The sequence below is a fragment of the Adhaeribacter pallidiroseus genome (assembly GCF_003340495.1).
Taxonomy (GTDB): Bacteria; Bacteroidota; Bacteroidia; order Cytophagales; family Hymenobacteraceae; genus Adhaeribacter; species Adhaeribacter pallidiroseus.
Genome location: NZ_QASA01000001.1, coordinates 1,397,252 through 1,420,583 on the forward strand (window position 1 = coordinate 1,397,252; position 23,332 = coordinate 1,420,583).

The following is a 23,332-nucleotide window of genomic DNA, read 5'->3' on the forward strand; positions in this document are numbered from 1 at the left end:
TCAGATTGGGGTAGGAAGCTCGGCGGCAGAAGACTTAGGCAACGGGGGTTTGGCTAGCCGTAATGCTTACGATAATTATTTTGGCCGGTTTAACTATGATTTTAAGGCCAAATACCTATTAGAGTTTTTGTTCCGGTACGATGGTTCGCAAATATTTCCGCAAGGAAAACGCTACGGATTTTTCCCGGGTATTTCGGGAGCCTGGCGGTTATCCGAAGAAAATTTTGTCAGAAATGCCCTGCCTTTTGTAAATTCCCTGAAGCTGAGAGCGAGTTATGGGGAGTTAGGTAACGACCGGGTAGGGGCATTTCAATATCTACAATTTTTTGGATTTGGGGGGAACTATGTTTTTGGTAATACCGTGGCGCCGGGCCTGACAACCGGCGTGTTGCCTAATCCCAATATTACCTGGGAACGGGCCAAAAAAACGGATATTGGCTTAGAAGCTACTCTTTGGAACGGAAAGCTGGGCGTAGATCTTACCTTATGGCAACAAAAAAGGAGAGATATTTTAATTAACCGCAATTTAGCCATTCCCAGTACCATGGGCTTCCCGGGAGTTCCCCCCGAAAATTTTGGCAAAGTTAATTCCCAAGGCCTCGAGCTTATTCTGAGCCATCGAAACAGTTTCGGGCCATTAAAGTACGATATTAGCGGTAATGTGGCCTACTCTGTAAGTAAAGTTATTGAGCTGGATGAAGTACCACCCGCCGAAGCTTACCAAAATTATACCGGCACCCCCATCGGTTCTAGCCTTTACTATAAAGCCGACGGCGTATTTAATACCCAAGAAGAACTAGATAATTATCCGCACCACGCCAATAGCCAGGTTGGCGATATTAAGGTAGTGGATTTAAACAAAGATGGTGTAATTGACAGCAAGGATCAGTACCGGTTCGAATACACGGCTACTCCCCGGTATGTATTTGGCCTGAATACAAATTTTCAGTTTAAAAACTTTGACCTTAATATCTTTTTCCAGGGCCAGACCGGAGTGTATAATTACGATGGCACAGCGGCCGCGCTAGGAAATACCGATTTTTCGAACGCATCGGTGTGGCGGGCCACTGATCGCTGGACCGAAAGTAACCCCAACGGCACCAAGCCCCGGGCCGATGCCTGGCAGCCGGGTAACACTACTTTCTTTTTATTCGACGCTACTTTTATCCGGCTGAAAACAATTGAGTTGGGTTACAATCTGCCCAGCGCTATTTTAGAAAGAACAAAGGCGCTTAAAAACGTGCGTTTGTTTGCGAGCGCTTTTAACCTGGCCACTTGGTCGAAAGAAATCAAGTGGGCCGACCCGGAGCTGAACGGTAACTTTTTGGTGTGGCCGCCCCAACGGATAATCAATTTTGGAATAAGCGTCAATTTTTAAAAAAAGCTTAAGAAATGAAAAAAATAGTAAGTTTTATAGTACTGCTTAGCTTCGTACTAGGTTCCTGTAAAAGAGATATTTTAGATATAGCACCCCAGGACCGGGTGGCCGAAGAAACCGTCTGGAACGATGAAGCTTTAATCCGGGCGTATCATAACGAATTGTACAATGCTGTTCCGCACGGGTTTTACATCCACATGTATTCAAAATATACCGATGAAGCTTTTAATAGTGCGCCGTGTTGCGGGGCCGATATTTTTAAGCGCAATACCTTTACTCCGGACAATATCAGTTCCGCCGCGGGGGGCGATTTTTGGGGAGGCTACATTAATTACTGGAATCTGGGCTATCAGTACATCCGGAAAATTAATATTTTCCTGGATAAAATGGCGGCTCCCGATGCGATCGAATTTAGCACGAAAAAGCGTTTAATTGCCGAAGCTAAATTTTTGCGGGCCTTTGTTTATTTTAATTTAATCGAAAGATACGGGGGCGTACCTATTGTTACTAAAACGTACGCACTGGGCGAGCAAGAAATATTTAAGCGAAATACGATTGAGGAATGCGTGGCATTTATCGAAAAAGATTTGAGCGAAGCCGAACCGGAACTGTCGGCTAAATTCGCCTCATCCGATGCGGCTAATTACGGCCGCGCCACCAAAGACGCCAGCAACGCTTTAAAATCCAGGGTGTTGTTGTACGCTGCTTCGCCTTTGTTTAACCCCGCCAACGATAAACAAAAATGGCAGAAAGCGGCCGACGCCGCGGCGGTATTCATTAACAACGGCGACGGCGGCTATTCCCTTTACCCGGATTATGGAAAACTATTTAACATGCCGAGCGGCGCTTCGCAGAACGAGTATATTTTTGCCCGCAATTTTACCACTACCAATGGCCACCAGGCACCCATGCACAATTTAGGCCGCCGCTACGGGGCTTACGGGGGCTGGTGGGCCAGCAATGGCCCTACGCAAAACCTGATAGATGATTACGAGATGAAAAACGGCGAACCCGCCTTTACCTGGAACGGGGACGTGCAAACCGTTAATGCTGCTTCTGGCTACGATCCGGCTAATCCTTACCAAAACCGGGATCCTCGTTTTGAAGCTACCGTTATCCACGATAACAGTGTTTTCCGGGGCGACACGCACGAAATGTGGGTAGCCGCTAACAACGTGAGTGAGTGGGGGCCGGATTCGTACAAACAAAGCAGCGATAACCCGCGGGGCGGTTATATTTTAAGAAAGTTTATGCCGGAAGATGGTCCGCTTAACTGGCAAACGACCTATACTACTCCCTGGCCTTTCTTCCGCTTAGCCGAAATTTATTTAAATTATGCCGAAGCCAAGTTTGCCCTGGGTGATGAAGCTACTGCCCGCGAATATATTTCGAAAGTAAGAGCCCGGGTAGGCATGCCCGCCATACCCGCTACCGTTACCGGCGAGGCGTTAAAGCAACGGATTTACAACGAACGAAGAATTGAACTGGCCTTTGAAGGACACCGGTATTTTGATATCCGGCGCTGGAAGATAGCCAACGTGGTGGAAAACCGACCCATTCGCGGAATGGATATTATCAAGGACTTAACTACGGGCGTTAAAACGTATAACCCTAACGTGGTATTACTCCAGAAAGTACCTTACGAAGACAAAATGAATTTTCTGCCGGTAGAAACAGCGGAAGTTAGAAGAAACAGCCCGGAATTGCAAACTCCCGGCTGGTAGTAAAAATTGATGTTAGAGCTACGTACCAAGTTGCCGGATTTTTCCATCCGGCAACTTGGTACGTAGCTTTTTTTTAAATATTTTCTACTAAACTTATCTATTGTAATCGAAGACATAATAAATTTAATATTTCTCCCAAGCAGCACTAATTAATCTCTAACGCAATGAAAATCTTTTTTGCAGTTTGTTTTTTATTCATTACTACCGTTTGCTTCTCCCAAACAAAACCCGGTTTAAAGCTTTGGTACAACCAACCATCCGGCACCACCTGGGAAAATGCCTTGCCCATTGGCAATGGCCGGTTAGGAGCCATGGTTTACGGGAATGTAGAAAAAGAAATTATTCAGTTGAATGAACACACGGTCTGGAGCGGTGGCCCCAACCGGAATGATAATCCGATGGCGCTGGATTCTTTAGCTAGAATTCGTCAACTCATATTTGCTGGGAAACAAAAAGAAGCCGAAAAGATAGCCAACCAAGCCATTATCACCAAGAAATCGCACGGGCAAATGTTTCAGCCCGTGGGAAACCTGCAGCTGGCCTTCGCCGGTCATGGTACCTATTCCGATTATTACCGGGAACTGGATATTGAAAAGGCGGTAACCAAAACTTCTTACACGGTAAATGGAGTTACGTATACCCGCGAAGCGCTGGCCTCTTTCCCGGACCGGGTAGTAGTGATGCGCTTAACGGCCAGCAAACCGGGTAGCCTTTCCTTTAATGCTTCTTTTACCAAGCCCTTGCCCAAAACCGTGGTTCAGACTACCGCTGCAAAAGAGCTAACTACTACCGGCACCACTATGGACCACGACGGGGTAAAAGGCCTGGTAAATTTTAAAGGCATTGCCCGGATTAAATTAGACGGGGGGCGCTTACAGCCAACGACACCGCGCTCATTATTAAAAATGCTAATTCCGCCACCATTTATATTTCCATTGCCACCAACTTTAACAATTACCACGATGTAAGCGGTGATGCCAACAAGCGAGCCGCCGATTATTTAAATAAAGCATATCCGAAATCGTTTGCGACCATATTGCCAGCGCATATTGCCGCGTATCAAAAATATTTTAACCGGGTAAAACTAGATTTAGGCACTGCGAAAGCGGCCAATCTGCCAACGGATGAACGGCTGAAAAACTTTGCAGCAGTGAATGATCCGCAGATGGTAACGTTGTATTATCAGTTTGGCCGGTATTTATTAATTTCTTCGTCCCAGCCGGGGGGGCAAGCCGCTAACTTGCAGGGCATCTGGAATAACAAAGTTCAGCCGCCCTGGGATAGCAAATACACCATTAACATTAACGCGCAAATGAATTACTGGCCGGCCGAAAAAACCAATTTGTCGGAACTGCACGAGCCTTTCCTGCAACTAGTTAAAGATATGTCAGTTACCGGCCGGCAAACAGCTAAAGAAATGTACGGCGCCCGCGGCTGGGCGGCGCACCACAATACCGATATCTGGCGGTTTACCGGGGCTATTGATGGCGCTACTTGGGGCATCTGGAACGGGGCCGGCGGCTGGACCAGTCAGCATTTGTGGGAACATTACTTGTACAGTGGCGATCAAGCTTTCCTGGCTTCGGTGTACCCGGTTTTAAAAGAAGCTGCCACTTTTTACGTGGATTTCTTAGTCGAACATCCCACCAAAAAATGGCTGGTTATTAATCCGGACATGTCGCCGGAAAATGCCCCGGCGGCCCACCAGAACTCTTCTTTAGATGCCGGTACCACCATGACCAACCAAATTGTGTTTGATATATTTAGTACAACCATTAAAGCCGCCGAAATTTTAAAAAAAGATGCTGCTTTTACCGATACTTTAAAACAAATGCGCCAGCGTTTGCCCCCGATGCAAGTGGGGCAGTACGGTCAGTTGCAGGAGTGGCTCGATGACATTGATGACCCAAAAGATAAACACCGGCATATTTCGCATCTTTACGGTTTATATCCTTCTAACCAAATATCACCGTACCGTACCCCGCAATTATACAGCGCCGCTAAAACCACCCTTACGCACCGCGGCGATGTATCTACCGGCTGGAGTATGGGTTGGAAGGTAAACTGGTGGGCCCGGTTGTTGGACGGCAACCACGCGTATAAATTAATACAGGCGCAGCTTACCCCGGTAAAAATAAGCCGGGAACAGTTTGGGGAAGGGGGTGGTACTTATAATAATTTATTTGACGCACATCCGCCCTTTCAGATCGACGGCAACTTTGGCTGCACCTCGGGCATTACGGAAATGCTGATGCAAAGCGCCGACGGAGCCGTGCATTTACTGCCCGCATTACCCGACGTATGGCAAGCCAATGGTAGCATTAGTGGTTTGCGGGCCATGGGCGGCTTTGAGATAGAAAGCCTGCAATGGAAAAATGGCAAAGTGGTGAAAGCAATTATTAAATCAAAGCTGGGCGGTAATCTGCGGCTGCGCGTTCCTAACGCTGTTTCCTTGGCAGGCGGCACCCTGAAAAAGGCGGCTGGTAATAATCCTAATGCTTTTTACCAAGTAGAAGAAACGCCCGCTCCCTTGGTAGCTACGCGGGCCACTATTACACCGGTAAATTTAAAAGAAACCTTGCTGTACGATGTTCCCACGCAAGCCGGCCAAACCTACACGCTCACGGCTCTTTAAAGCTTATTTTTTAAAAAAAACACAAGCTTTGCGGCTGCCAACGATAATAATTGACTATTTGACAATTATTAAATTAAGACTTAAACGTTTTTTTTACAATTACTCTTTACATTGCTTTAAAGCTCTATGTAAATAATGAAAAATAACAAGTTTAAATTTGCTCTCCTGCCCAAACGGTCCTTATTCGTAGTACTGGCTATTGCTTTACTAACTTCTTCCGCGTCGGCGCAAGAAACAAAAAAGGTCTCAAAAGATATTCCGGTTTTCACGCAATTTACTTATCAGGGCAATGACCAGATTTACAAGGAAAACCCACTGCAACCCGATGAGTTTTATACCCCTATTCTGCAAGGTTGTTATCCGGACCCCAGTATTACGCGCAAGGGAAATGATTATTACCTGGTAAATTCTTCTTTTGCCATGTTTCCGGGAGTACCCCTTTTTCACTCGAATGACTTAGTAAACTGGAAACAAATCGGTCACGTCTTAGACCGGACAACCCAATTAAAAGTAGAAACTTCGGGTATATCTGCCGGCGTTTATGCGCCCGATATCAAGTACAATAAAAAAGATGATACCTTTTACATGATCACCACGCAGTTTTCCGGGGGCATGGGAAATATCGTGGTGAAGACCAAAGACCCGGCAAAAGGCTGGAGCGACCCGGTGAAATTGCAATTTAGCGGCATTGATCCTTCGCTTTTTTTGAGGATAACGGCAAAGCTTACGTGGTGCACAACGATGCGCCCCCCAAAGGTACGGCACAATACGAAGGGCACCGGGTAATTAAAATATGGGAGTACGATGTGCAAACTGATAAAGTAGTACCGGGCACCGACAAAATTATTGTGAATGGGGGTACGGATATTACCCAAAAGCCGATCTGGATTGAAGCGCCGCATATTTACAAGCGGAATGGCCGCTACTACTTAATGTGTGCCCAAGGCGGTACCGGCGACAACCACACCGAAGTAATTTTTGCCAGCGACAATGTAATCGGGCCGTACACGCCGGCTAAAAACAACCCGATTCTTACCCAACGGTGAACCGGCCGAATAAAATGGATTGGACCGGCCACGCCGATTTAACAGAAGGACCAGACGGAAAATATTACGCCGTATTTTTAGGAATCCGGCCAAACGAAAAAGACCGGGTAAACGCCGGACGCGAAACCTTTCTATTGCCCGTAGATTGGAGTGGCGAGTTTCCGGTATTTGAAAACGGATTAATACCTTTAAAACCTAAACTTAAAACTCCAGGCGGGATAAAAAACCAAACCGGGCAAAACGGTTTCTTCCCCAACGGTAACTTTACCTTCACCGATAATTTTACCGCAAAATATTTAGATTACCGGTGGATTAGCATGCGTGGTCCGCGGGAGGAGTTCCTTAGCACCGGCAAAAACGGTTTGCAAATCACACCTTTTGCCCACACTATTAAAGCAGTAGCGCCTATCTCGGCCCTGTGGCATCGGCAGCAGCATAATGCCTTTACGGCCAATGTTACTCTAAAATATATCCCAAAATCGGAAAAAGACTTAGCTGGCCTGGCGTGTTACCAGAGCGAAAAATTTAACTATGTATTAGGAATAACTAAAAAAGGAAACGACAATTATCTGGTTTTAGCCAGAACTGAAAAAGGGAACACTACCGTTTTGGCCAGTGAAAAAGTAGATGTCCGGAAACCTGTTCAGTTACAAGTAGTAGCCCAAGGAGATGAATATAAATTTTATTATGCTACGGATAAGCAAAATTTTAAAAATATCGGTGGCTCCGTCTCCGGAGATATTCTTTCTACCAACGTAGCCGGTGGTTTTACCGGGTCTTTAATCGGGTTATACGCCACTTCTGCTAATGATATTCAACCGTAAAATTTGATTTTTCCTTTATAAATAATTACTCAAGCAAATACTGAACCCAGGTATTTTAAAAACAAAGCCATTGAAGGTCAAAATTTTAGTCATCCTGTTTGCCACTGCTTTAAACAATGGTGTAGCGTTCGCGCAAACCAACCAACCGGCCAGAGCAGAGGATTTTAAATCCTCCGTTTAAAATCAGCCGGGTCAAGAATATCCGCAGGTTAATTCGCAAGGGTATGCCCGATTTCAGATAAAAGCCCCGCAGGCCGACAGTGTTCGGGTAAGCCTGGGCCTGGGTGGAAAAGGCGGAACCCGGCTTACTAAAGCAGCGGATGGTTTTTTTACCGGCACCACAGCCGGCCCCATGGATGAAGGTTTTCATTATTATCACGTGAACGTAGATGGTGGCACTTTTAACGACCCGGGCACTTTAAACTATTACGGCTCTATACGTTGGGAGAGTGGCATTGAGATCCCGGCGCACGACCAAGATTTTTACGCCCTTAAAAATGTTCCGCACGGCCATGTGCAGCAGGTATTATTTCCTTCCAAGAGCACCAATACTTCGCGCCGGGCCTTAGTTTACACACCGCCAGGCTACGATAAAAACCTCAAAACTAAATATCCGGTATTGTACCTGCAGCATGGCTGGGGCGAAGATGAAAATGCCTGGAGCAATCAGGGTAGGGCTAATCTAATGATGGATAATATGATTGCCGAAGGCCAGATAAAACCTTTTATTATTGTTATGACCTACGGCATGACCAACAATATCAGACCAGGCACACCAGGCGGTTTAAGAAATTTCGATATCAATCCCTTTCAAACGGTGCTGCTGGAGGAACTAATTCCTTACGTCGATACAAATTTTCGCACCATCGCTAATCGGAATAGCCGCGCCATGGCGGGCCTCTCGATGGGCGGTTTTGCAACGCATACCATTACCCTGAACAAACCAGATGTTTTTGCTTACTATGGCTTAATGAGCGGAGGCGTTTATACGCCGGAAGAAATCAAAGACAAGTCCAATGTAAAACTCATTTTTCTGAGTGCCGGTAGCAAGGAAAATCCGGATCGGGTAAGAAAAGCAACTTCGGATCTTAAAGCGGCCGGGTTCCATGCTGTTTCTTTTGTTTCGGAAGGTACTGCCCACGAGTTTCAAACCTGGCGCCGAAGCCTGAAGGAACTTGCTCCGCTTCTTTTTAAAAAATTAACGAAAACCCAGCCCAGCCCTATGCCTATCAATAACTTTTAATAAGGTTGACAAAACCGAAATGCCCTTTTTTAAATGTTGATTCCTGCATTTAATAAATAATGGTAGTCTTGTAAAATTGCTTGAATAGAAACATGATGTAAGCCGTTTAACAAAAGGGTACTTCGGGTTATCAGGAGCCTGAGCAGGGGAGAGGTTTAACTGGCTGCTTTTAAAGCGGCCTAAACTTTCTTGTGTTGCTTGCACGTTGTGCCTGGGCGGCTATTGCCCAAAGCCAGGGGTAGCCATGCTTGGCTTTTTTACCTTACCTTAGCCCTATGAATCAGGAAAATCTGAACGCAGGTATTGCAAATACGAAACAGCATTTTGAAGTTCTGGATGGATTAAGAGGTGTTGCCGCACTGGCGGTGGTTATTTTTCACTTTCTGGAATGGGTTTTCCCCGATGTGAATAAAAACTTTATTGGTCATGGTTTTTTAGCCGTTGATTTTTTCTTTTGCTTATCCGGATTTGTAATAGGCTACGCTTATGATAACCGGATCCGGCAAATGGGAATAAAAGAGTTTTTTAAATTAAGGCTGATCCGATTGCATCCGTTAGTGATTTTGGGTTCGGTGTTAGGATTATTGGGCTTTCTTTGGGATCCCTTTGCCGCTCCCAGCGCCAACGAGGCGGGCAAAATTGCTTTACTATTTGTTGGCTCGCTTTTTATGATTCCGCTTCCTTTAATAAAAGAGCGGGCCTTTAACCTTTTTGCTTTCAATGCGCCCTCTTGGTCTTTGTTTTGGGAGTATGTAGCCAATATATTGTATGTTTTCATTTTTTATAAGGTAGGCCGCCGTTCCCTGGCCACCTGCACCTTCCTGGCTGCTATCGGCATTATACTCGTTAGTTATCGGGCGGGAAATCTGCTGGGTGGATGGTCCAAAGATAACTTCTTAGATGGGGGTGCCCGGATGGCTTACTCCTTTTTAGCCGGCCTGTTCCTTTACCGGTCGAATTGGATGCTAAAAAACCGGCTGGGATTTGTTGGTCTGGCCATATTGTTGTTTTTAGCTTTTATCATGCCAGGGTCTAAGTGGAACTGGCTGACCGAGGCCTTGGTTGTACTGTTCTATTTTCCATTGTTGGTTTCTCTAGGAGCCGGCTCAAGCCTGTCGCCCCCTGGAACAAGGTTTGTCAATTTGCCGGCAACTTATCTTATCCGCTCTACATGACGCATTATGCAGCGATATGGGTTTTTGGAAATTATTTTACCAAAGAAAAGCCAGCAACGCACGAGCTAATTTACATTGTACTAGCGGGCATTTTTTTCCTGGTGGTTAGTGCATACCTGGTAATGGTGTTCTATGACATACCGGTCCGAAGATTTCTGGCTAAAAAAAACGGCAAGTATGAAAGCAGCAGCCTTACTAAACTGGATAATAACCGCTAATTAGTAGGTAGGGATGATGATGTTGGCTCCCCGTTTTTAGAACGGGGTAAAAGAATGAAGCTAGTTCAAGTGCCTAATATTTGGTTCCATTGTTTTTACTGGGTAAACATCACGGTAGCCATTCAAATTTTGAACTTTGCAAGAGTTCACCAGCGGCCTTGAAATATTCTACCGGTTGCTTCTTGTTCAAATCTGCAGCAGATATCTAGATTGAATTACCCAGGCTTATTGTTTTCTCTAATTTTTTAAAAAATCAGCTGTTTACAATAATGGCTCGTATCTACCCATTCTTTCCTGTTCCTAAACAAGATTTCTGGTACAGAAAGTAATAATTACAAGTAGTAAAAATCTTATCACTATTATCAGTTTTATTCTTTTAGCTAGAGGCTAACGGCTGGGCTAAAAAACGTTTTAATGGTTTTTAGCTTTTGTTGTGTTCAGTTATTTTTCTAAAATAGACTTAAAGTAATTTTCTATTATTGGATTTCCAATTTCATTTATGTCTTTATGGTATTCCCCAACTTTAGGATGTACATACTCCTTGTTTTTAAGGTCGTCCTCAGGTATTGACTGGGCAATGTTTAAGCCTAATAGAATTTTGTCCTTTAAAAGAATTTCTTCCTTACTTTTAGAGTTATATTCCTCTACATATTTAGCAATTATTGGTAAATCTTGACGAGGAAAAACTTCCTGGCTACCTGTTGGGATATCTATATATTCGGAACAGCAACACAATAGTATGATAAGCAAGCCCCGATGATAAAAGGCTTTATCTTCTTCATAAAACCATTTATCACCATCCAAAGTTAAATACTCCCAATATCTCTGTGAAAATGAATAGGATGGAACAAAGGCATTCCCAAGGTCACCATAATTCTCATCAAAAATCCAAAGAATATCCTTCTTTAAATGATTCAATTCAGGCCAGTCGATTTCTCGTTCACTCCCGTCAGGTTGTATTATGAATTTGTATCCTTCTTTCATTTTAATTAAACACAACTTCTAGATAAACGGAGTTGTTCCGGTTATTAGCATTATAATCAGCATAGTAGGGTCGGATTTTTAAATTTGCAATCAGCGACTAGTTAGCAAGTAAGGCTGTCATCTGGTTATTACTAAATTCGTTCTAATTTTATCGGGTACGTTTTCTTCGAAGCCCATTGCGGTACATAAATGTTTTCGTCGCCATCAATGCAAACATCGTGGGGGTGCATAAAAGCGGTGAAGCTGCGGTCTTTTTGCTGTTCTTGTAAAATGTTTTTAACGTATTTGGGTTCGGTGCCGCCCGGTGTGGAAATAACGCGGTCTTTTTCGTCGAATATGGTAATGTAACCGGAATTGGGGTAATCCTGGGAGGTACTGCGGTAAACGGCGGCGTACATGTTTTTGCCCTTAACAACCGGCCGGCATATAAAAGAACCAGGTACCGCTATGGTCGATAAATACTTGCCGTCCAGAGTAAAGCGCTTTAAACTGGTATGCGAGCGGTCGGTGATGAGCAGGGTAGGGCTTTGGGCATTGCGGTTATCGTAGAGCACGCCGTGACAGCAATCAAATTGTTCGTTGGCGGTGCCTTTGCCGCCAAAATGCCGGATGTATTCGCCTTTGCGGTTATACTGGGTAATAAAATTTAAGCCGTACCCATCGGCCACGTAAATATCGCCGTTGCTGGGGTTCACGGTCGTTTCGGTGGGCTTAAACTCGCCTGGGTGGCTGTAGCTCTTGTTTTCGCGGGGGTAGTCTAATTTTAAAATTTCTTGGCCTTTTAAGTCGGTTTTAATTACCTGGTTGCGGTCGGTGTCGGTGATAAACAAAAACTGTTCGCCCCCTTCGTTACTTAAGGTTAAGCCGTGGCCGCCGGGGTAGCTGGTGCCCCAGGTTTCGAGCAGCTTGCCCGATTTATCGTAGATTAAAACGTTGTTGCGGGTTTCGTTGGTGAGTAAGATCAACCGGCCTTGGGCATCTTCTACCATTTCGTGGCAATCGTTCACCGGGTTTTTACCCGCATCTAAAACGCCCCAGCCTTCTACTACCCGGTATTGGTGCGAATGGTGCCCAACGGTTACGGCCAGCGTTTTCGCCTGACTTTTCTTTACCCAGATAGTAGGAAATAAGGAACTGGCAATTAAAACAGAACCGGTTTTCTTCAGGAAGTTACGACGGGTATTATCTTGATTCATTTTTTTAAATTTTTACAATCGGGTGAATTGTTTTTTGCTGATTTTGAGTAAGTAATACTTCTAATTTTAAACGAAATGCTTTTTGTAAAATAAGCGGTATCATTAGCCAATCCTTGGTTCACTACACCTTTAATCAGGTACTATGAAAACCAGTACTAGTTAAATTTTTAAAAAATAACCTAGAGCCTTTATAAACCAACCACTTGCCTGCTGCTTATCTTTTAAAATTATAATGTACCGAATTTGCAAGGCTTAAGCAAACAGTTCCATTACGGGTTTTCCCAAGCCATCGGGAGTGGTGTAAAAAGGCCGTTCTTCCACAATGGCGTGGGCATCTTCGGCAATGCCCAAGGCGTGGTAGATGGTCTGGTGAATCTGATCAATCTTAATGGGTTTTTCAATGGTTTTGCAGGGGCGTTCGTCGGCAGTTTTCCCGTAAACATGACCTTTTTTTATGCCACCGCCAAAAAGTAACAGCGAGCAGCCATCGGTAAAGTGGCGGTGCATGCCGTAATTTTTAATGTCGTTAATGACGGTGGGCTGATCTACCTGGTGTTTTACTTCGGCACCGGGCCGGCCTTCCAGCATCATGTCGCGGCTAAATTCGCTGGCCAGAATAACCAGGGTACGGTCCAGGTGGCCGGTTTTATCTAAATCTTTGATGAGTTGTGCGACCGGGCCGTCAATTTCTTTTTTCATGTCGCGGGCGCGGGTGTGGCCGTTTTCGTGCGTGTCCCAACCCAGAAAAGGCACGTACTCGGTAGTAACGCTAATAAACCGGGCGCCTTTTTCGGTGAGCCGGCGGGCCAGCAAACAACCTAAGCCAAACTTGCCGGTGTTGTAAATCTGGTACGATTCCCGGGGTTCGGTGCTTAAATCAAAAGCTTTGGCTTCGGGGGAGTTTAAAAGCATGTACGATTGCTCCATCGCTCTTTTCAACGATTCTTTCTGGTAATTACTGCCAAACTCGCCAAAAGCACTCTTACTGATTAAGTCGTTGTATAACTGATTTCGTTTTTCGAACCGTTTGTACGACATGCCCACCGGCGGTTTTACGCTGTCCAGGCCGCTGGTAGGGTCCGGAATCATGAACGGGCCAAACTCGTTGCCCAGAAAACCGGAAGTATGAAAAGCTTTTAATTCTTCGCCTTCGCCCAAAGTTAGGCGCTGCCCAATATCAATAAACGCCGGTATAACGGGGTTTTTCGGTCCGAGTTCCTTCGCAATCCAGGCTCCTAAATGCGGAGCGGCTACCGATTGCGGCGGCTCGTAACAGGTGTGCCAGTGGTATTGGTGCCGCGAATGCAGAATAAAACCTAAATCCGCCGCCACGTACGACCGGATTACAGTGCCTTTATCCATTACTTGCCCGATAGATTCTAAGCCTTCCGAAAAAGAAATACCATCCAGCACTGTGGGTACGGATTTAAAAGTACTTAAAACCCGGTTGGAGTCCATGCCTTTCTCGAAGGGGGTATACCGCTTGGGGTCGAAGGTATCGGTATGGGCCATGCCGCCGGCCATCCATAACAATATGACGGTATCGGCTTTAGAGTTTGCTATTTTATTTTTAACTACTTCCGACTCTAATATCTGCTGGTTTTTATCGCTTTTACAAGATGTTAATAAACCGGACACAGGAGCACCCGCGGCTAGTGCGCCGAGGGTAGCAGCACTAGCGGTTTTTAAAAATTCGCGTCTATCCCATTTGGCATTCATCGCTGGTTGTTTTTTAAAATTTTTTTCGTTTTTATAGGTCTGGCTTTTACCTTTCCGCCCTCTGGGCACCTTCCCTAAAAACAGGGAAGGAGAGGCGGCTTTTTGCAATTACCAATTACCATTTACCAAATACATGAAACAATTTTTTAAATTCTCTATGGACTGTCGACCAGGGACTATCAATAAATAAACTGAAATTCGGGGAGCATGACAATAGCCCAGAGAAAATCCTGCACGGCTTCGGAATTTGGTTTTTCGCCCAGCATTTGTTGAGCTACGGTTAGTTCCTGAGGCAACGGGGCGCGGTTAAAAGCCTTTCGGTATACTTCCCGGATTAAGGCGTCGGATTGCGGAAACCGGGTCATATAGTTTTCGGCTCCCTGCTGAAGAACCTGGTTAAATTTTTTGCCATTGGTAAGTTCCAACGCTTGTAACAAGTTAGCCTGGGTATCGCGGCTAGTAATTACCGTTTCGCGATTAGGCCGGCCCAAAGCAGTCAGGAAACCATCGTTCTTCACCAGCGAAGCCCGCACGAACGGGGTTTTAATAGGGTTAGGTTTATCTTTGCCCGCCGGGTTATATTGTACTGCCGAGTCGGCGTAAACTGGTTGAATGACGCTGCTTACGGCATCGGCAAATTGCTCCGCCGACATACGTCGCCGCAGCATGCCCGTAAATTTATATTCCGGGGTGTTGAGCCAGTTTACATCTTTTATCCCCACCGAAGGTAGCTGGTAGGTTTTAGAGGTAGTTATCAGGTAAATCAGTTCTTTAATGTTGTACCCTTGGGCGACAAAATCCGAGGCAAGCCAATCGAGTAAATCCTGATTCCAGGGTTCGTTATCCATGGCATCTACCGGTGTAATAATGCCGCGGCCCATAAATTGACCCCACACCCGGTTTACGATGGTGCGGTACAAACGGCCATTTTGCGGTTTGGCCAGGTTGTCGGCGAGTTGCTGCAGTTTTACTTTTACCGGCGCGTTTTTATCGATGGCACCTAATTCTTCCCACAAAATCCGGGTGTCGGCCATTTTGCCGGTGGGCACGTCGCAGCGATTAATTTCCAGCGCTGAGTCGGCGAACACGTTGGCAAAAGCGTAAGCATCGGCTAGTTTCCAGTCGCTCACAAAGCTGTCGTGGCAGGAGGCGCATTTTAAGTTTAAACCTAACAATACCTGCGATACATTCTGAGCCGCCTGCATTTCGACGCGTTGGCTGGCATTAACCACTCCCCGCCACTGGATGCCGCTGATAAATCCTTTGGATTCCTCGGTAGGGTTTAAAAGTTCTTTTACAAATTGATTATAAGGTTTATTGGTTTGCAAGGATTTATAGAGCCAATCCGAAATATTGTACCGCCCGTTGGTAATGTAACCGGTGCCGGAGTAATCGTTGCGTAAGGCATCGTTCCAGAAAGTAAGCCAGTGCAAAGCATAATCATCTTGGCGGTTTAATAATTGCCGCACCCACAAAGCGCGTTTATCGGGCCGGGAATCCTCTGAAAATTTCTGTACTTCTTCCGGCGTAGGCACCATGCCAATAATATCCAGATAAATCCGGCGCAAATACGTCCGGTCGCTGACTACTTGGGGCCAGGCCGTCTTATTTTTTAAAAAATATTGGTTTACCCATAAATCTACCGGATTTTTTAAATTTTGGGTGGGCGGAGGCAAGTTGGGGCTGCGGGGTTTCAGTTCGGCTATCCGGAAAGCGCTTTTTTGTCCTTTATCGGGCCAGGGCGCGCCTTTTTTTACCCAGTAAGTAATCAAGGCGATATCTTCGGTGCTTAAGGCTTTGCCTTTGCCCGGCATCGATTCTTTGTGGCTGCGGGGTAAGGTTATACGCCGGATTAACTCACTTTTACCGGGTTGGCCCGGCACAATTATGGGTCCGGATTTGCCGCCTTTAAATACTAAATCTTTTTGGTCCAGCCGCAACTCGCCTTTTATTTTATCGGCGCTGTGGCATTTGTAGCAGCTATGCGCGAAAATGGCCCGCACCTGCACGTTTAATTCCAGCTCTTTGGCCGCATCCAGGTTGCCCTTTTCCTGCAGGGCCACCAGGTTAAATTTTTTTTCCGGAGCCGGGGTAGCTTCGTAATCATCCGTCCAGGGCATAACGCTGGTTAAATACACGTCGCCGTGCGTGAGCGAAGCCCCGTAATGGCCGGCGGCGGTAACCCCGATGGCCGTAAACAACAAAACGCCCCGGTAAACTTTTATCAAAGGCCAACGTTCCTGTTTTTCGATGTAATATAACAAAATAGCCGCAATGGCTCCCAGAACCGCCGTCGCTACGCCCGTCCAGCGGTGTAAGGCCAGAAGGTCGCCGGCGTAATCTTCCTGCTGGGCGAGTAGCCAACCCAGCAAAGCCGAAATAATGGCCCCGGCGGCACCAATAGTTACCAGCAGATCAATACCGGGCCGCAACCGGGACGTAAAATTCCGGAAGGTAGCTATTTCCAACACCGCCGCTAAACAAAGCAAGGTAACCGGAAAATGAACGGCCAAGGGATGCAAGCGACCCAGTAATTTCCAGAGCCAGAAACCTTCCGCAGCCGGAGTAGCCAGCAAGGGTTCGGCTAGCGCCGGAAAGGCTAGCGCCGAACCCAGGTAGAAAATAGAAAATAGCAGGTAAAGCCCTGGTTTTTTAAATTTTATACCTGTTTGTTGGTGTTTTTTGGGAGTCATGCCGGAGTAAAGTAGTTGTTGTCTTTTATTGTTCTTGTTTTTTGAGCTTTCTCAAGTCTCCATTCTCTGGTTCTATCTGGCTTTCTTTTATTTGGCGTTTTTCTGTGGAGCCGGTTCCCGTCTCCAGGTGCGGGTGCTATCTAACTTGCCAACTTCAAGCTTTGCCTCGTGGCCGGCTGGCCTCGTTTGGCTCTTCCGGGCTAGTCTAAGCTTCTTTTCCTCGCTCCGCTGCGGAATGTCTCCTTCGTCGACACCGGAACCTTAGAAGGCCCTCCATAGCCAAACTGATGTTGTTTGCTTTTAGCTACTGAACAGTATAATTAGTTAATTTTTTTACAAATGCTTCTGACTTATTTCAATTTAAAAAAAAGGACAAATGAAATAATAAACCCTAGTTTTAGAAATCAATTGTTATTACGATTATAATCAATTAAACACCTTTTATTTGTCATAATTCTAGATACTAGAGTCTTGATACTGGTGTTTATTTACTTGGTATCTATTGTTCGTTGTTTTGCCATACAAAATTAAAAAATCAGTAGTTTTAAAAACCATTAACTCTATCTCTGCCTCGCCCCGGTAATTACAACTATACGCCCAAAAGCATTTAGTAATTTACTCACTTCCTTGATTATAAAAAACATACAAGCCATCTTTTCCGGCCACTATAATATCTTTGCGGCCCGAGCCGGTCAGGTCGGCTACGCTGAAGTACAGGCCGGCACCTTTGCCTTCGCCAAACGGGCCGTAACTGATAATTTGTTTGGTGAATGACTCGCCGTTCCATTTAAAATAATATAAACCCAAGGGATCGGTTTCGCCGGGGTCGTTGCCGTTATGCGCCCGGTAGCGTTTGCCGGTAATTAATTCGGGTTGGCCATCATTATCTATATCAACCCATTCCATGGTGTGGTATTGGGAGTTTACTAAATCAATGGGATGTTTAATCCAGGCTATTTTTTTTAAATTTTTATCTTTTTTCTGCTCGTACCAGTGCAAACCGTAGCCGTGCGCCTGGCCCACAATTAAATCGTTTACTTTGTCCTGGTTTACATCTACCACCAGAATAGGCACGCTGGAAGTACCGAGTTTAAAATCCGGATGCAGGGTCCAGGGTTGGGCAAAGGGTTGAGCCGGGGCCTCGAGCCAGCCATTTTCTACTATTAAGTCGCCGCGGCCATCGTTATTCAGGTCTCCGAAACCCAGGCCGTGGCCGTGTTTGCCCGTAATGCGGTGCCGATCAAATTTCCCCGGCGTAGTTTGGTTTAAGCGGTAAATAATCAGGGAGTCGTTGGGCGTATTGGGGACTATTTCGGGTACGCCGTCGTTGTCGATATCCCAGGAGCGGGTAGTTTCGATGTTGCCGGGTTTAGCAATAATGTGTTCCGCCCATTCTTTATCGTTGCCGGGGTTTTCGCGCCAGATTAAGGTTTTGCCGAACCAGCCGCCCGTTATAAAATCCTGCCGGTTATCTTTGTTTACATCCAGGGGTATCGTGGAAAAATCGTCCCAGTACTCGTTCATACGGGGCACGGTGCCGATGGTGTGGCGTTTAAAAAAAAGCGGTCCTTCGTACCAGTAAGCTCCCGAAACAATATCCGGTTTGCTATCCTGATTCACGTCAAAAACGGCTACGGATTCAAAACTTTCGGCGGCAATTTGTTTTTTTAAAAATTTAACCGGCCGGCTGCCCGGAGTAGGTTTACTTTCGGCAGACTGACCATAGCTCAGTACAGATAGCATTACCAAACACAAACCCAATAGCACCACTTTTCGCATATAAAATAAAGTTTTGGGATGAACTCTGCCGAAATAACTTAAAAATAAAGGAACCTGCAATTACTACCCGTACCAGCTGCTATTTCACATTTCAGCAATTTTAAATTTGGCTACGAACCTCCACTTTATTATCCTGCTGTATCCTGCTTGTTGCCGGGTTAAATTTTATTAAGTAAAAGGACAAATTAAAATAGGCATTCTTATGACAAAAACACCAAGTCAAATCATTGATTATTAATTATGTATAACTTGTTTCGTCTTGATACGTGTGTCTTGTTACTTGTGTCCATTTACTTATTTGTTATTAACTGGCCTTAGCTAATTCAAGATAAAAATTACGCTTACCTTAGATTTAATTTTATTTTTAAAATTTAAATTACGGGCGATGCTTGCAAAACTTGCTGAAACCAAAATAATGTAAAGCAGGATAGAACAGGATAGAAAGCCTTTGGTCAACTGATAAATTAGCAAACGCGGCTTGTAAACAGAGGAATAGAAGATTGGTTTTACCAGGATCGGAAAACAACGTAAGCTTGCCGTGAGAAAACAAAAAATTAAAAAATTTAAAAAATAAAACAATAGCAGCATGTTTAAAAAAGCGTTTTTTGCCGGCATTCCGGTAGCTATTTTGTGCCTGGGTTTGTTAACCGGCAGTTGCCAGAGCACGGGTACCAATAAGCGGGACAAAGAAGGATTTACCGCCATTTTCGACGGCAAAACCTTGCAAGGCTGGGAAGGCGACCCTACTTACTGGCGCGTAGAAGAGGGCGCTCTGGTAGGCGAAATTACGCCGACTACTTTATTAAAAACCAACTCCTTTATCATTTGGAAAGGCGGTACACCCGCTGATTTTGAATTCAAAGGCTCCTTCCGGATTACCACGGATGGTAACACCGGTATTAATTACCGCAGCGAGCAGCTAACCGATATTCCGTTTGCTTTAAAAGGCTACCAGGCCGATATTGATGGTAAAATCCGGTATACGGGGCAAAACTACGAAGAACGGGGCCGGACTACTTTGGCTTACCGCGGCGAAAAAGTAACGGTAAATACGCAGCAAAATGCCGCGGATCCGGAATCATTCCGGGCTAATGTGAAAAATAACGCCTGGCAGGCCCGCCAGGTAACCGGCTCTTTGGGCAGCAGCGACTCCCTGCAGACTTTTATCAAAAGCAACGACTGGAATGATTTTCATTTAATAATTAAAGGCAATCGGCTCTTGCACTACGTAAATGGTAAATTAATGAGCGATGTAACCGACAACGATACAGTAAACCGTAAAATGCAAGGCTTACTGGGCGTGCAAGTACACGTGGGGCCGCCCATGAAAGTGCAATACCGGAATTTGCGGATAAAGCAGTTGTAGATAAAAAAATTAAAAAAAGGAGAAAGGTTAAGTAGATTAACCTTTCTCCTTTTGTATTTACCAAGTGGTGGAAATTTTAGTATCAGGCCAGGGTAGCGTAATGGTAATTAAAGTTCCCCGGTTTGGGTCGGATTCAAAATGCATGTTGCCGGCTAAAAGTTTTACCCGGTCCCGGATGGTTTTTAACCCAATGCCTTTTTGGTGGGTGGCATTGGGGTTCATGCCTTTGCCATTATCCTGGGCTTCGATAATGAGGTAATTACCCTCCCGGAACAGCTCTACCCGACCGCGACTGGCGCCGGAATGTTTGGCAATATTATTCACCAGCTCCTGCGAAATGCGGTAAACTGCCAGTTCCAAATGCTTTTCCAGCCGTTGTTCCAAACCAATGCACATAAGATTAATGCCCGTGTGCGAAAACCGTTCAGAGAAATTTTTTATGGCGGCATCCAGGCCAAATTCTTCCAATAGCTGCGGAACCAGCTCGTGCGAAACCTGGCGGGTTTCCCGGATAGCATCTTTAATTAACGTTTCGGTTTTAATTAAGGTGTTTTTTAATTCGGCTAAAACCGTGGGGGTTTGAGTCAGGTTTATCTGTTCCAGACTGAGTTGCGCCGCGTATAAAATCTGGGCGACCCCGTTGTGCAGCGATTCCGATATTCTTCTTCTTTCTTCTTCCTGAGCCTCCAAAATGGCCAGCAACAAATCTTTTTGCTGTTGTAACCGGAGGGTTAAATTTTCTTCTTCCAGGTTTTTAATTTCGGTAATATTTAAATTTAGCCCCAGCATTTTAAGAGTAAAGCCGTCTTCATCTTTAATGGCTACTCCTTTTACTTTTATAGTTTGCACATTTCCGGCAACTCTAATGCGTAGGATTTCTTCAAAAGAACCTTGTTTTTTCCGGAGTAAATAAATGATTTTTTCGGCTATGGAGCAATCTTCGGTAATTACGTAATCCAGGTAAGTTTCCAAGGCCACGGCGAACCGGGCTTCAACCCGAACAACTGGTACATTCCATCAGACCATTTAAACTCCTGAGTTTCCGGGTTGTATTCCCAACTGCCCAAACCCACTAATTCTTCTGATTGCCGGAGTAAGGTCAGGTTTTTAACGAGTTCGGTTTCTCCTTTCTTCCGCTCCGTAATATCTTCCACCGACACAAATAAACCATCGGTTAACTGTACGGCTTTCCACCGCACCCACAACTCCAACTCATCCGACTGGTAATGGCTTTCGTAATCCGTCGGTTTCCCGGTTTCAGCGGTTTGGGCAAATTGCTGAAATACCTGAATTTGCCAGAGCTGCGGAAAATTTTCTTTTAATTTCTGGCCGGTTACATCCCGGCCAATCAGGTTTTCTCCACTTTTACTTACCCATTCAAAATAAAAGTCTATAATTTCGTGTTGCTCGTTCCGGACCGTTTTTAAAATACTCAGTACTACCGGCGACACATTAATGGCGGCTTCAAATTGGTCTTTACTTTGCCGGGCGGCATTGTAGGCCTCCTGCAGCATTTCTTTACTTTCTTTTAGCTCTTGCTCTGCGTTTTTACGTTTTGTTATATTCTGAATAACGTTTAAGATCTGCGTTATTTTTCCATTTTCGTCGCGCTGAAAAACTTTGCCTCGCGCGTGAAACCATTGCCAATTTTTTAAAAAATTAATGGCCCGGTAATCGACCGTGTTAATTTCCTCGTTGCCAATCGTGTTGAATTTTTCAAAATACTCCGCTAAAACCGGCTGATCTTCGGGATGAATTAAACGGGATTTTTCATTGCCGTTTAAAGATTCCAATACCTCCGGTTCATAGCCATACAAGGTAAAAATTTCTTTATTTTGATAAATTGTTTTCCGGGATTTCAGTTCCATCACACTAATCATATCGGGCACTGTTTCGGTAATGCGCTGAATTAAATACGTTTGCTCCGCGAGTTTGAGTTCAGCTTGCTTGCGGGTAGTTATATCTAAATTAGAAGCAAAAATGCCGTTATCTATTTTAACGAAGGTGCAGGAAAACCAGTGGTTAAATCCTTCGTGGGGATAATGATATTCAAATTGGCTTGTTTCGCCGGTATCCATTACCCGAAGCATGCAATCGAATAAACCAGCCGTTTTTATACCAGGATACTCTACCGTATACAGCCGGCCTACTAAATCGGTGCATTGGGTTTGCTTTTCCAGGGCTTTGTTCACCATTTTAATGCGAAAGTCCTGAATGGCGCCATCATGGCCCCGAACGGCTTCCAAGATGGAAAAAGCCATTAAATTGGTATCAAACACCGATTGTAATAATTTTTTACTTTCTCTAAATTCTTTTTCCGTGGTATTCCGGTCGGTAACATCTTGCACTAAACCTATTAAACGGACCACCCGGCCGGCAGCATCGCAGATAACTTTTTCATGCGATTCCGTTTGGCGCCATTCCCCATTTTTGCGTTGTATGCGACGGGTATAGAAATAAGGTTTTTTATCAGAAGCAGCCTGGTCCAGAATTTTTCGAACCATAATAATGTCCTCGGGATTAACGCGCGAATTGATAAAGTCGAGGGTGGGGGTAAAAGATTGCGGCTCTTCGCCGAAAAGCCGGAACATGCCATCGGAGAAAGTCAAACTACCGGTTTCCAGGTCTATTTCGTAACTACCGAACTGGCCAACTTCCTCGGCGGTTTTGAATAGGTTTTCCCGGGCTATTGCGTGTTCCTGCGCTTCTTGTAAGAGGAAGTCTTCTTCCGGTACCTCGGCGGCATATCCTATGCTGATCCCGTTTTGGGGTGCTACCGGGGGTGTTTCTAACTCCACCTTTCCCTCTTCAGGTGTAGCGGGTAGATTTACCTCTTCAAATTTTAAAAGGATAGCTTCTAGGGAGGAAGGTTTTGTTGCGACAGGAGTACTTAAGATGTTCCATTTTTTAAATGCTCCCGGTTTCTTGCGCGATGGCATAAACGTTACATGACCTTCTAAACCAACTACCCGCTGTGGTTTTTGGGTGGAGATTGTTTCTTGCACTGCGGCTTGTATCCGCTGGGCCGCTGTGGAGTTCGAAAGAGATAAACCAGGAGTAAGTACTTCTAAAAAATACTTTCCGACTAGATCTTGAAGTTGATGGTGGGTAGCTTTTAAGAAAGCCGTAGTGGCCGATTGTACTATTAAATCCGGCGAAAGAATCAAATATAAATCCGGAACGGCCGCTAAAAACTGTTCGAACGGTAAATAAAAGCCAGTAAATTGCTCTTCCGGGAATTCTTTTTTATGCGTAACATTATTTGGTACCTTATTTCCCGTACGCTCCGTCATTAGTACCTCCTTTTATCTGCAATTAATTAGTTAAGCTGGCCATGTAAAATAATAAAAAA

The 23,332-nt window shown here is 45.1% G+C and carries 11 protein-coding genes and 4 pseudogenes; 8 read left to right on the plus strand and 7 right to left on the minus strand.

Annotation, left to right across the window (positions count from 1 at the left end; all coding sequences use genetic code 11):
* The first annotated feature begins 4 nt into the window (after positions 1-4).
* The 7 genes and pseudogenes from AHMF7616_RS26665 (at position 5) to AHMF7616_RS05455 (ending at position 10,243) form a co-directional block, all read left to right on the plus strand.
* Positions 5-1,378, plus strand: coding sequence for a SusC/RagA family TonB-linked outer membrane protein (locus tag AHMF7616_RS26665; RefSeq protein ID WP_233507753.1), 1,374 nt, complete (start codon positions 5-7; stop codon positions 1,376-1,378).
* 14 nt (positions 1,379-1,392) lie between these two features.
* Positions 1,393-3,102 carry a RagB/SusD family nutrient uptake outer membrane protein gene (locus tag AHMF7616_RS05435; protein WP_115371962.1) on the plus strand — a complete coding sequence of 570 codons (1,710 nt, stop codon included), beginning with the start codon at positions 1,393-1,395 and terminating at the stop codon, positions 3,100-3,102.
* A gap of 164 nt (positions 3,103-3,266) precedes the next feature.
* Positions 3,267-5,737: pseudogene (locus tag AHMF7616_RS05440) on the plus strand (glycoside hydrolase family 95 protein).
* 135 nt (positions 5,738-5,872) lie between these two features.
* Positions 5,873-6,783: pseudogene (locus AHMF7616_RS26990) on the plus strand (family 43 glycosylhydrolase).
* Complete coding sequence (locus AHMF7616_RS26995; protein ID WP_233507344.1) at positions 6,780-7,607, plus strand: beta-xylosidase family glycoside hydrolase; 828 nt, start codon at positions 6,780-6,782, stop codon at positions 7,605-7,607. Before AHMF7616_RS26990 ends, AHMF7616_RS26995 begins: the two are co-directional and overlap by 4 nt.
* Before the next feature lie 94 nt (positions 7,608-7,701).
* Positions 7,702-8,850 (plus strand): annotated as a pseudogene (locus AHMF7616_RS05450) (alpha/beta hydrolase-fold protein).
* Between the two features lie 275 nt (positions 8,851-9,125).
* A pseudogene (locus AHMF7616_RS05455) lies at positions 9,126-10,243 on the plus strand (acyltransferase family protein).
* Positions 10,244-10,684: 441 nt separating this feature from the next.
* On the opposite strand, the gene AHMF7616_RS05460 reads toward AHMF7616_RS05455, so the two are convergent.
* The 5 genes from AHMF7616_RS05460 to AHMF7616_RS05480 all read right to left on the minus strand — a co-directional run bounded on the left by AHMF7616_RS05460 (position 10,685) and on the right by AHMF7616_RS05480 (position 18,614).
* Positions 10,685-11,227, minus strand: a complete 543-nt coding sequence (locus AHMF7616_RS05460; protein ID WP_115371963.1) for a hypothetical protein — start codon at positions 11,225-11,227, stop codon at positions 10,685-10,687.
* Positions 11,228-11,358: 131 nt separating this feature from the next.
* The gene (locus AHMF7616_RS05465; protein WP_115371964.1) at positions 11,359-12,423 is read right to left on the minus strand and encodes an NHL repeat-containing protein; all 1,065 of its coding nucleotides are present in this window, start codon (positions 12,421-12,423) and stop codon (positions 11,359-11,361) included.
* 252 nt (positions 12,424-12,675) lie between these two features.
* A complete protein-coding gene (locus AHMF7616_RS05470; RefSeq protein WP_115375474.1) occupies positions 12,676-14,142 on the minus strand; it encodes a DUF1501 domain-containing protein in 1,467 nt (488 codons plus the stop codon).
* A 179-nt stretch (positions 14,143-14,321) separates the two neighbouring features.
* Positions 14,322-16,835 carry a DUF1549 domain-containing protein gene (locus tag AHMF7616_RS05475; RefSeq protein WP_115371965.1) on the minus strand — a complete coding sequence of 838 codons (2,514 nt, stop codon included), beginning with the start codon at positions 16,833-16,835 and terminating at the stop codon, positions 14,322-14,324.
* A gap of 615 nt (positions 16,836-17,450) precedes the next feature.
* Positions 17,451-18,614, minus strand: a complete 1,164-nt coding sequence (locus AHMF7616_RS05480; RefSeq protein ID WP_233507346.1) for an FG-GAP repeat domain-containing protein — start codon at positions 18,612-18,614, stop codon at positions 17,451-17,453.
* Between the two features lie 586 nt (positions 18,615-19,200).
* On the opposite strand from AHMF7616_RS05480, the gene AHMF7616_RS05490 reads away from it, so the two are divergent.
* The gene (locus AHMF7616_RS05490) at positions 19,201-19,980 is read left to right on the plus strand and encodes a 3-keto-disaccharide hydrolase (RefSeq protein WP_115371967.1); all 780 of its coding nucleotides are present in this window, start codon (positions 19,201-19,203) and stop codon (positions 19,978-19,980) included.
* A 57-nt stretch (positions 19,981-20,037) separates the two neighbouring features.
* On the opposite strand, the gene AHMF7616_RS05495 is transcribed toward AHMF7616_RS05490, so the two are convergent.
* Together AHMF7616_RS05495 and AHMF7616_RS05500 are read right to left on the minus strand one after the other, a co-directional pair.
* A complete protein-coding gene (locus AHMF7616_RS05495) occupies positions 20,038-20,958 on the minus strand; it encodes a sensor histidine kinase (RefSeq protein WP_147275609.1) in 921 nt (306 codons plus the stop codon).
* Entirely contained in the window at positions 20,928-23,273 is a 2,346-nt protein-coding gene (locus tag AHMF7616_RS05500) for a PAS domain-containing protein (RefSeq protein ID WP_115371969.1), read from the minus strand. Before AHMF7616_RS05500 ends, AHMF7616_RS05495 begins: the two co-directional genes overlap by 31 nt.
* Between the last annotated feature and the right edge of the window lie 59 nt (positions 23,274-23,332).

Bases quoted from the DNA above. Each gene is read 5' to 3' on its own strand.
- AHMF7616_RS05460 (WP_115371963.1), bottom strand. From the start codon at position 11,227: ATGAAAGAAGGATACAAATTCATAATACAACCTGACGGGAGTGAACGA.
- AHMF7616_RS05490 (WP_115371967.1), top strand. From the start codon at position 19,201: ATGTTTAAAAAAGCGTTTTTTGCCGGCATTCCGGTAGCTATTTTGTGC.
- AHMF7616_RS05475 (WP_115371965.1), bottom strand. From the start codon at position 16,835: ATGACTCCCAAAAAACACCAACAAACAGGTATAAAATTTAAAAAACCA.
- AHMF7616_RS05465 (WP_115371964.1), bottom strand. From the start codon at position 12,423: ATGAATCAAGATAATACCCGTCGTAACTTCCTGAAGAAAACCGGTTCT.
- AHMF7616_RS05435 (WP_115371962.1), top strand. From the start codon at position 1,393: ATGAAAAAAATAGTAAGTTTTATAGTACTGCTTAGCTTCGTACTAGGT.
- AHMF7616_RS05500 (WP_115371969.1), bottom strand. From the start codon at position 23,273: ATGACGGAGCGTACGGGAAATAAGGTACCAAATAATGTTACGCATAAA.
- AHMF7616_RS05480 (WP_233507346.1), bottom strand. From the start codon at position 18,614: ATGCGAAAAGTGGTGCTATTGGGTTTGTGTTTGGTAATGCTATCTGTA.
- AHMF7616_RS05470 (WP_115375474.1), bottom strand. From the start codon at position 14,142: ATGAATGCCAAATGGGATAGACGCGAATTTTTAAAAACCGCTAGTGCT.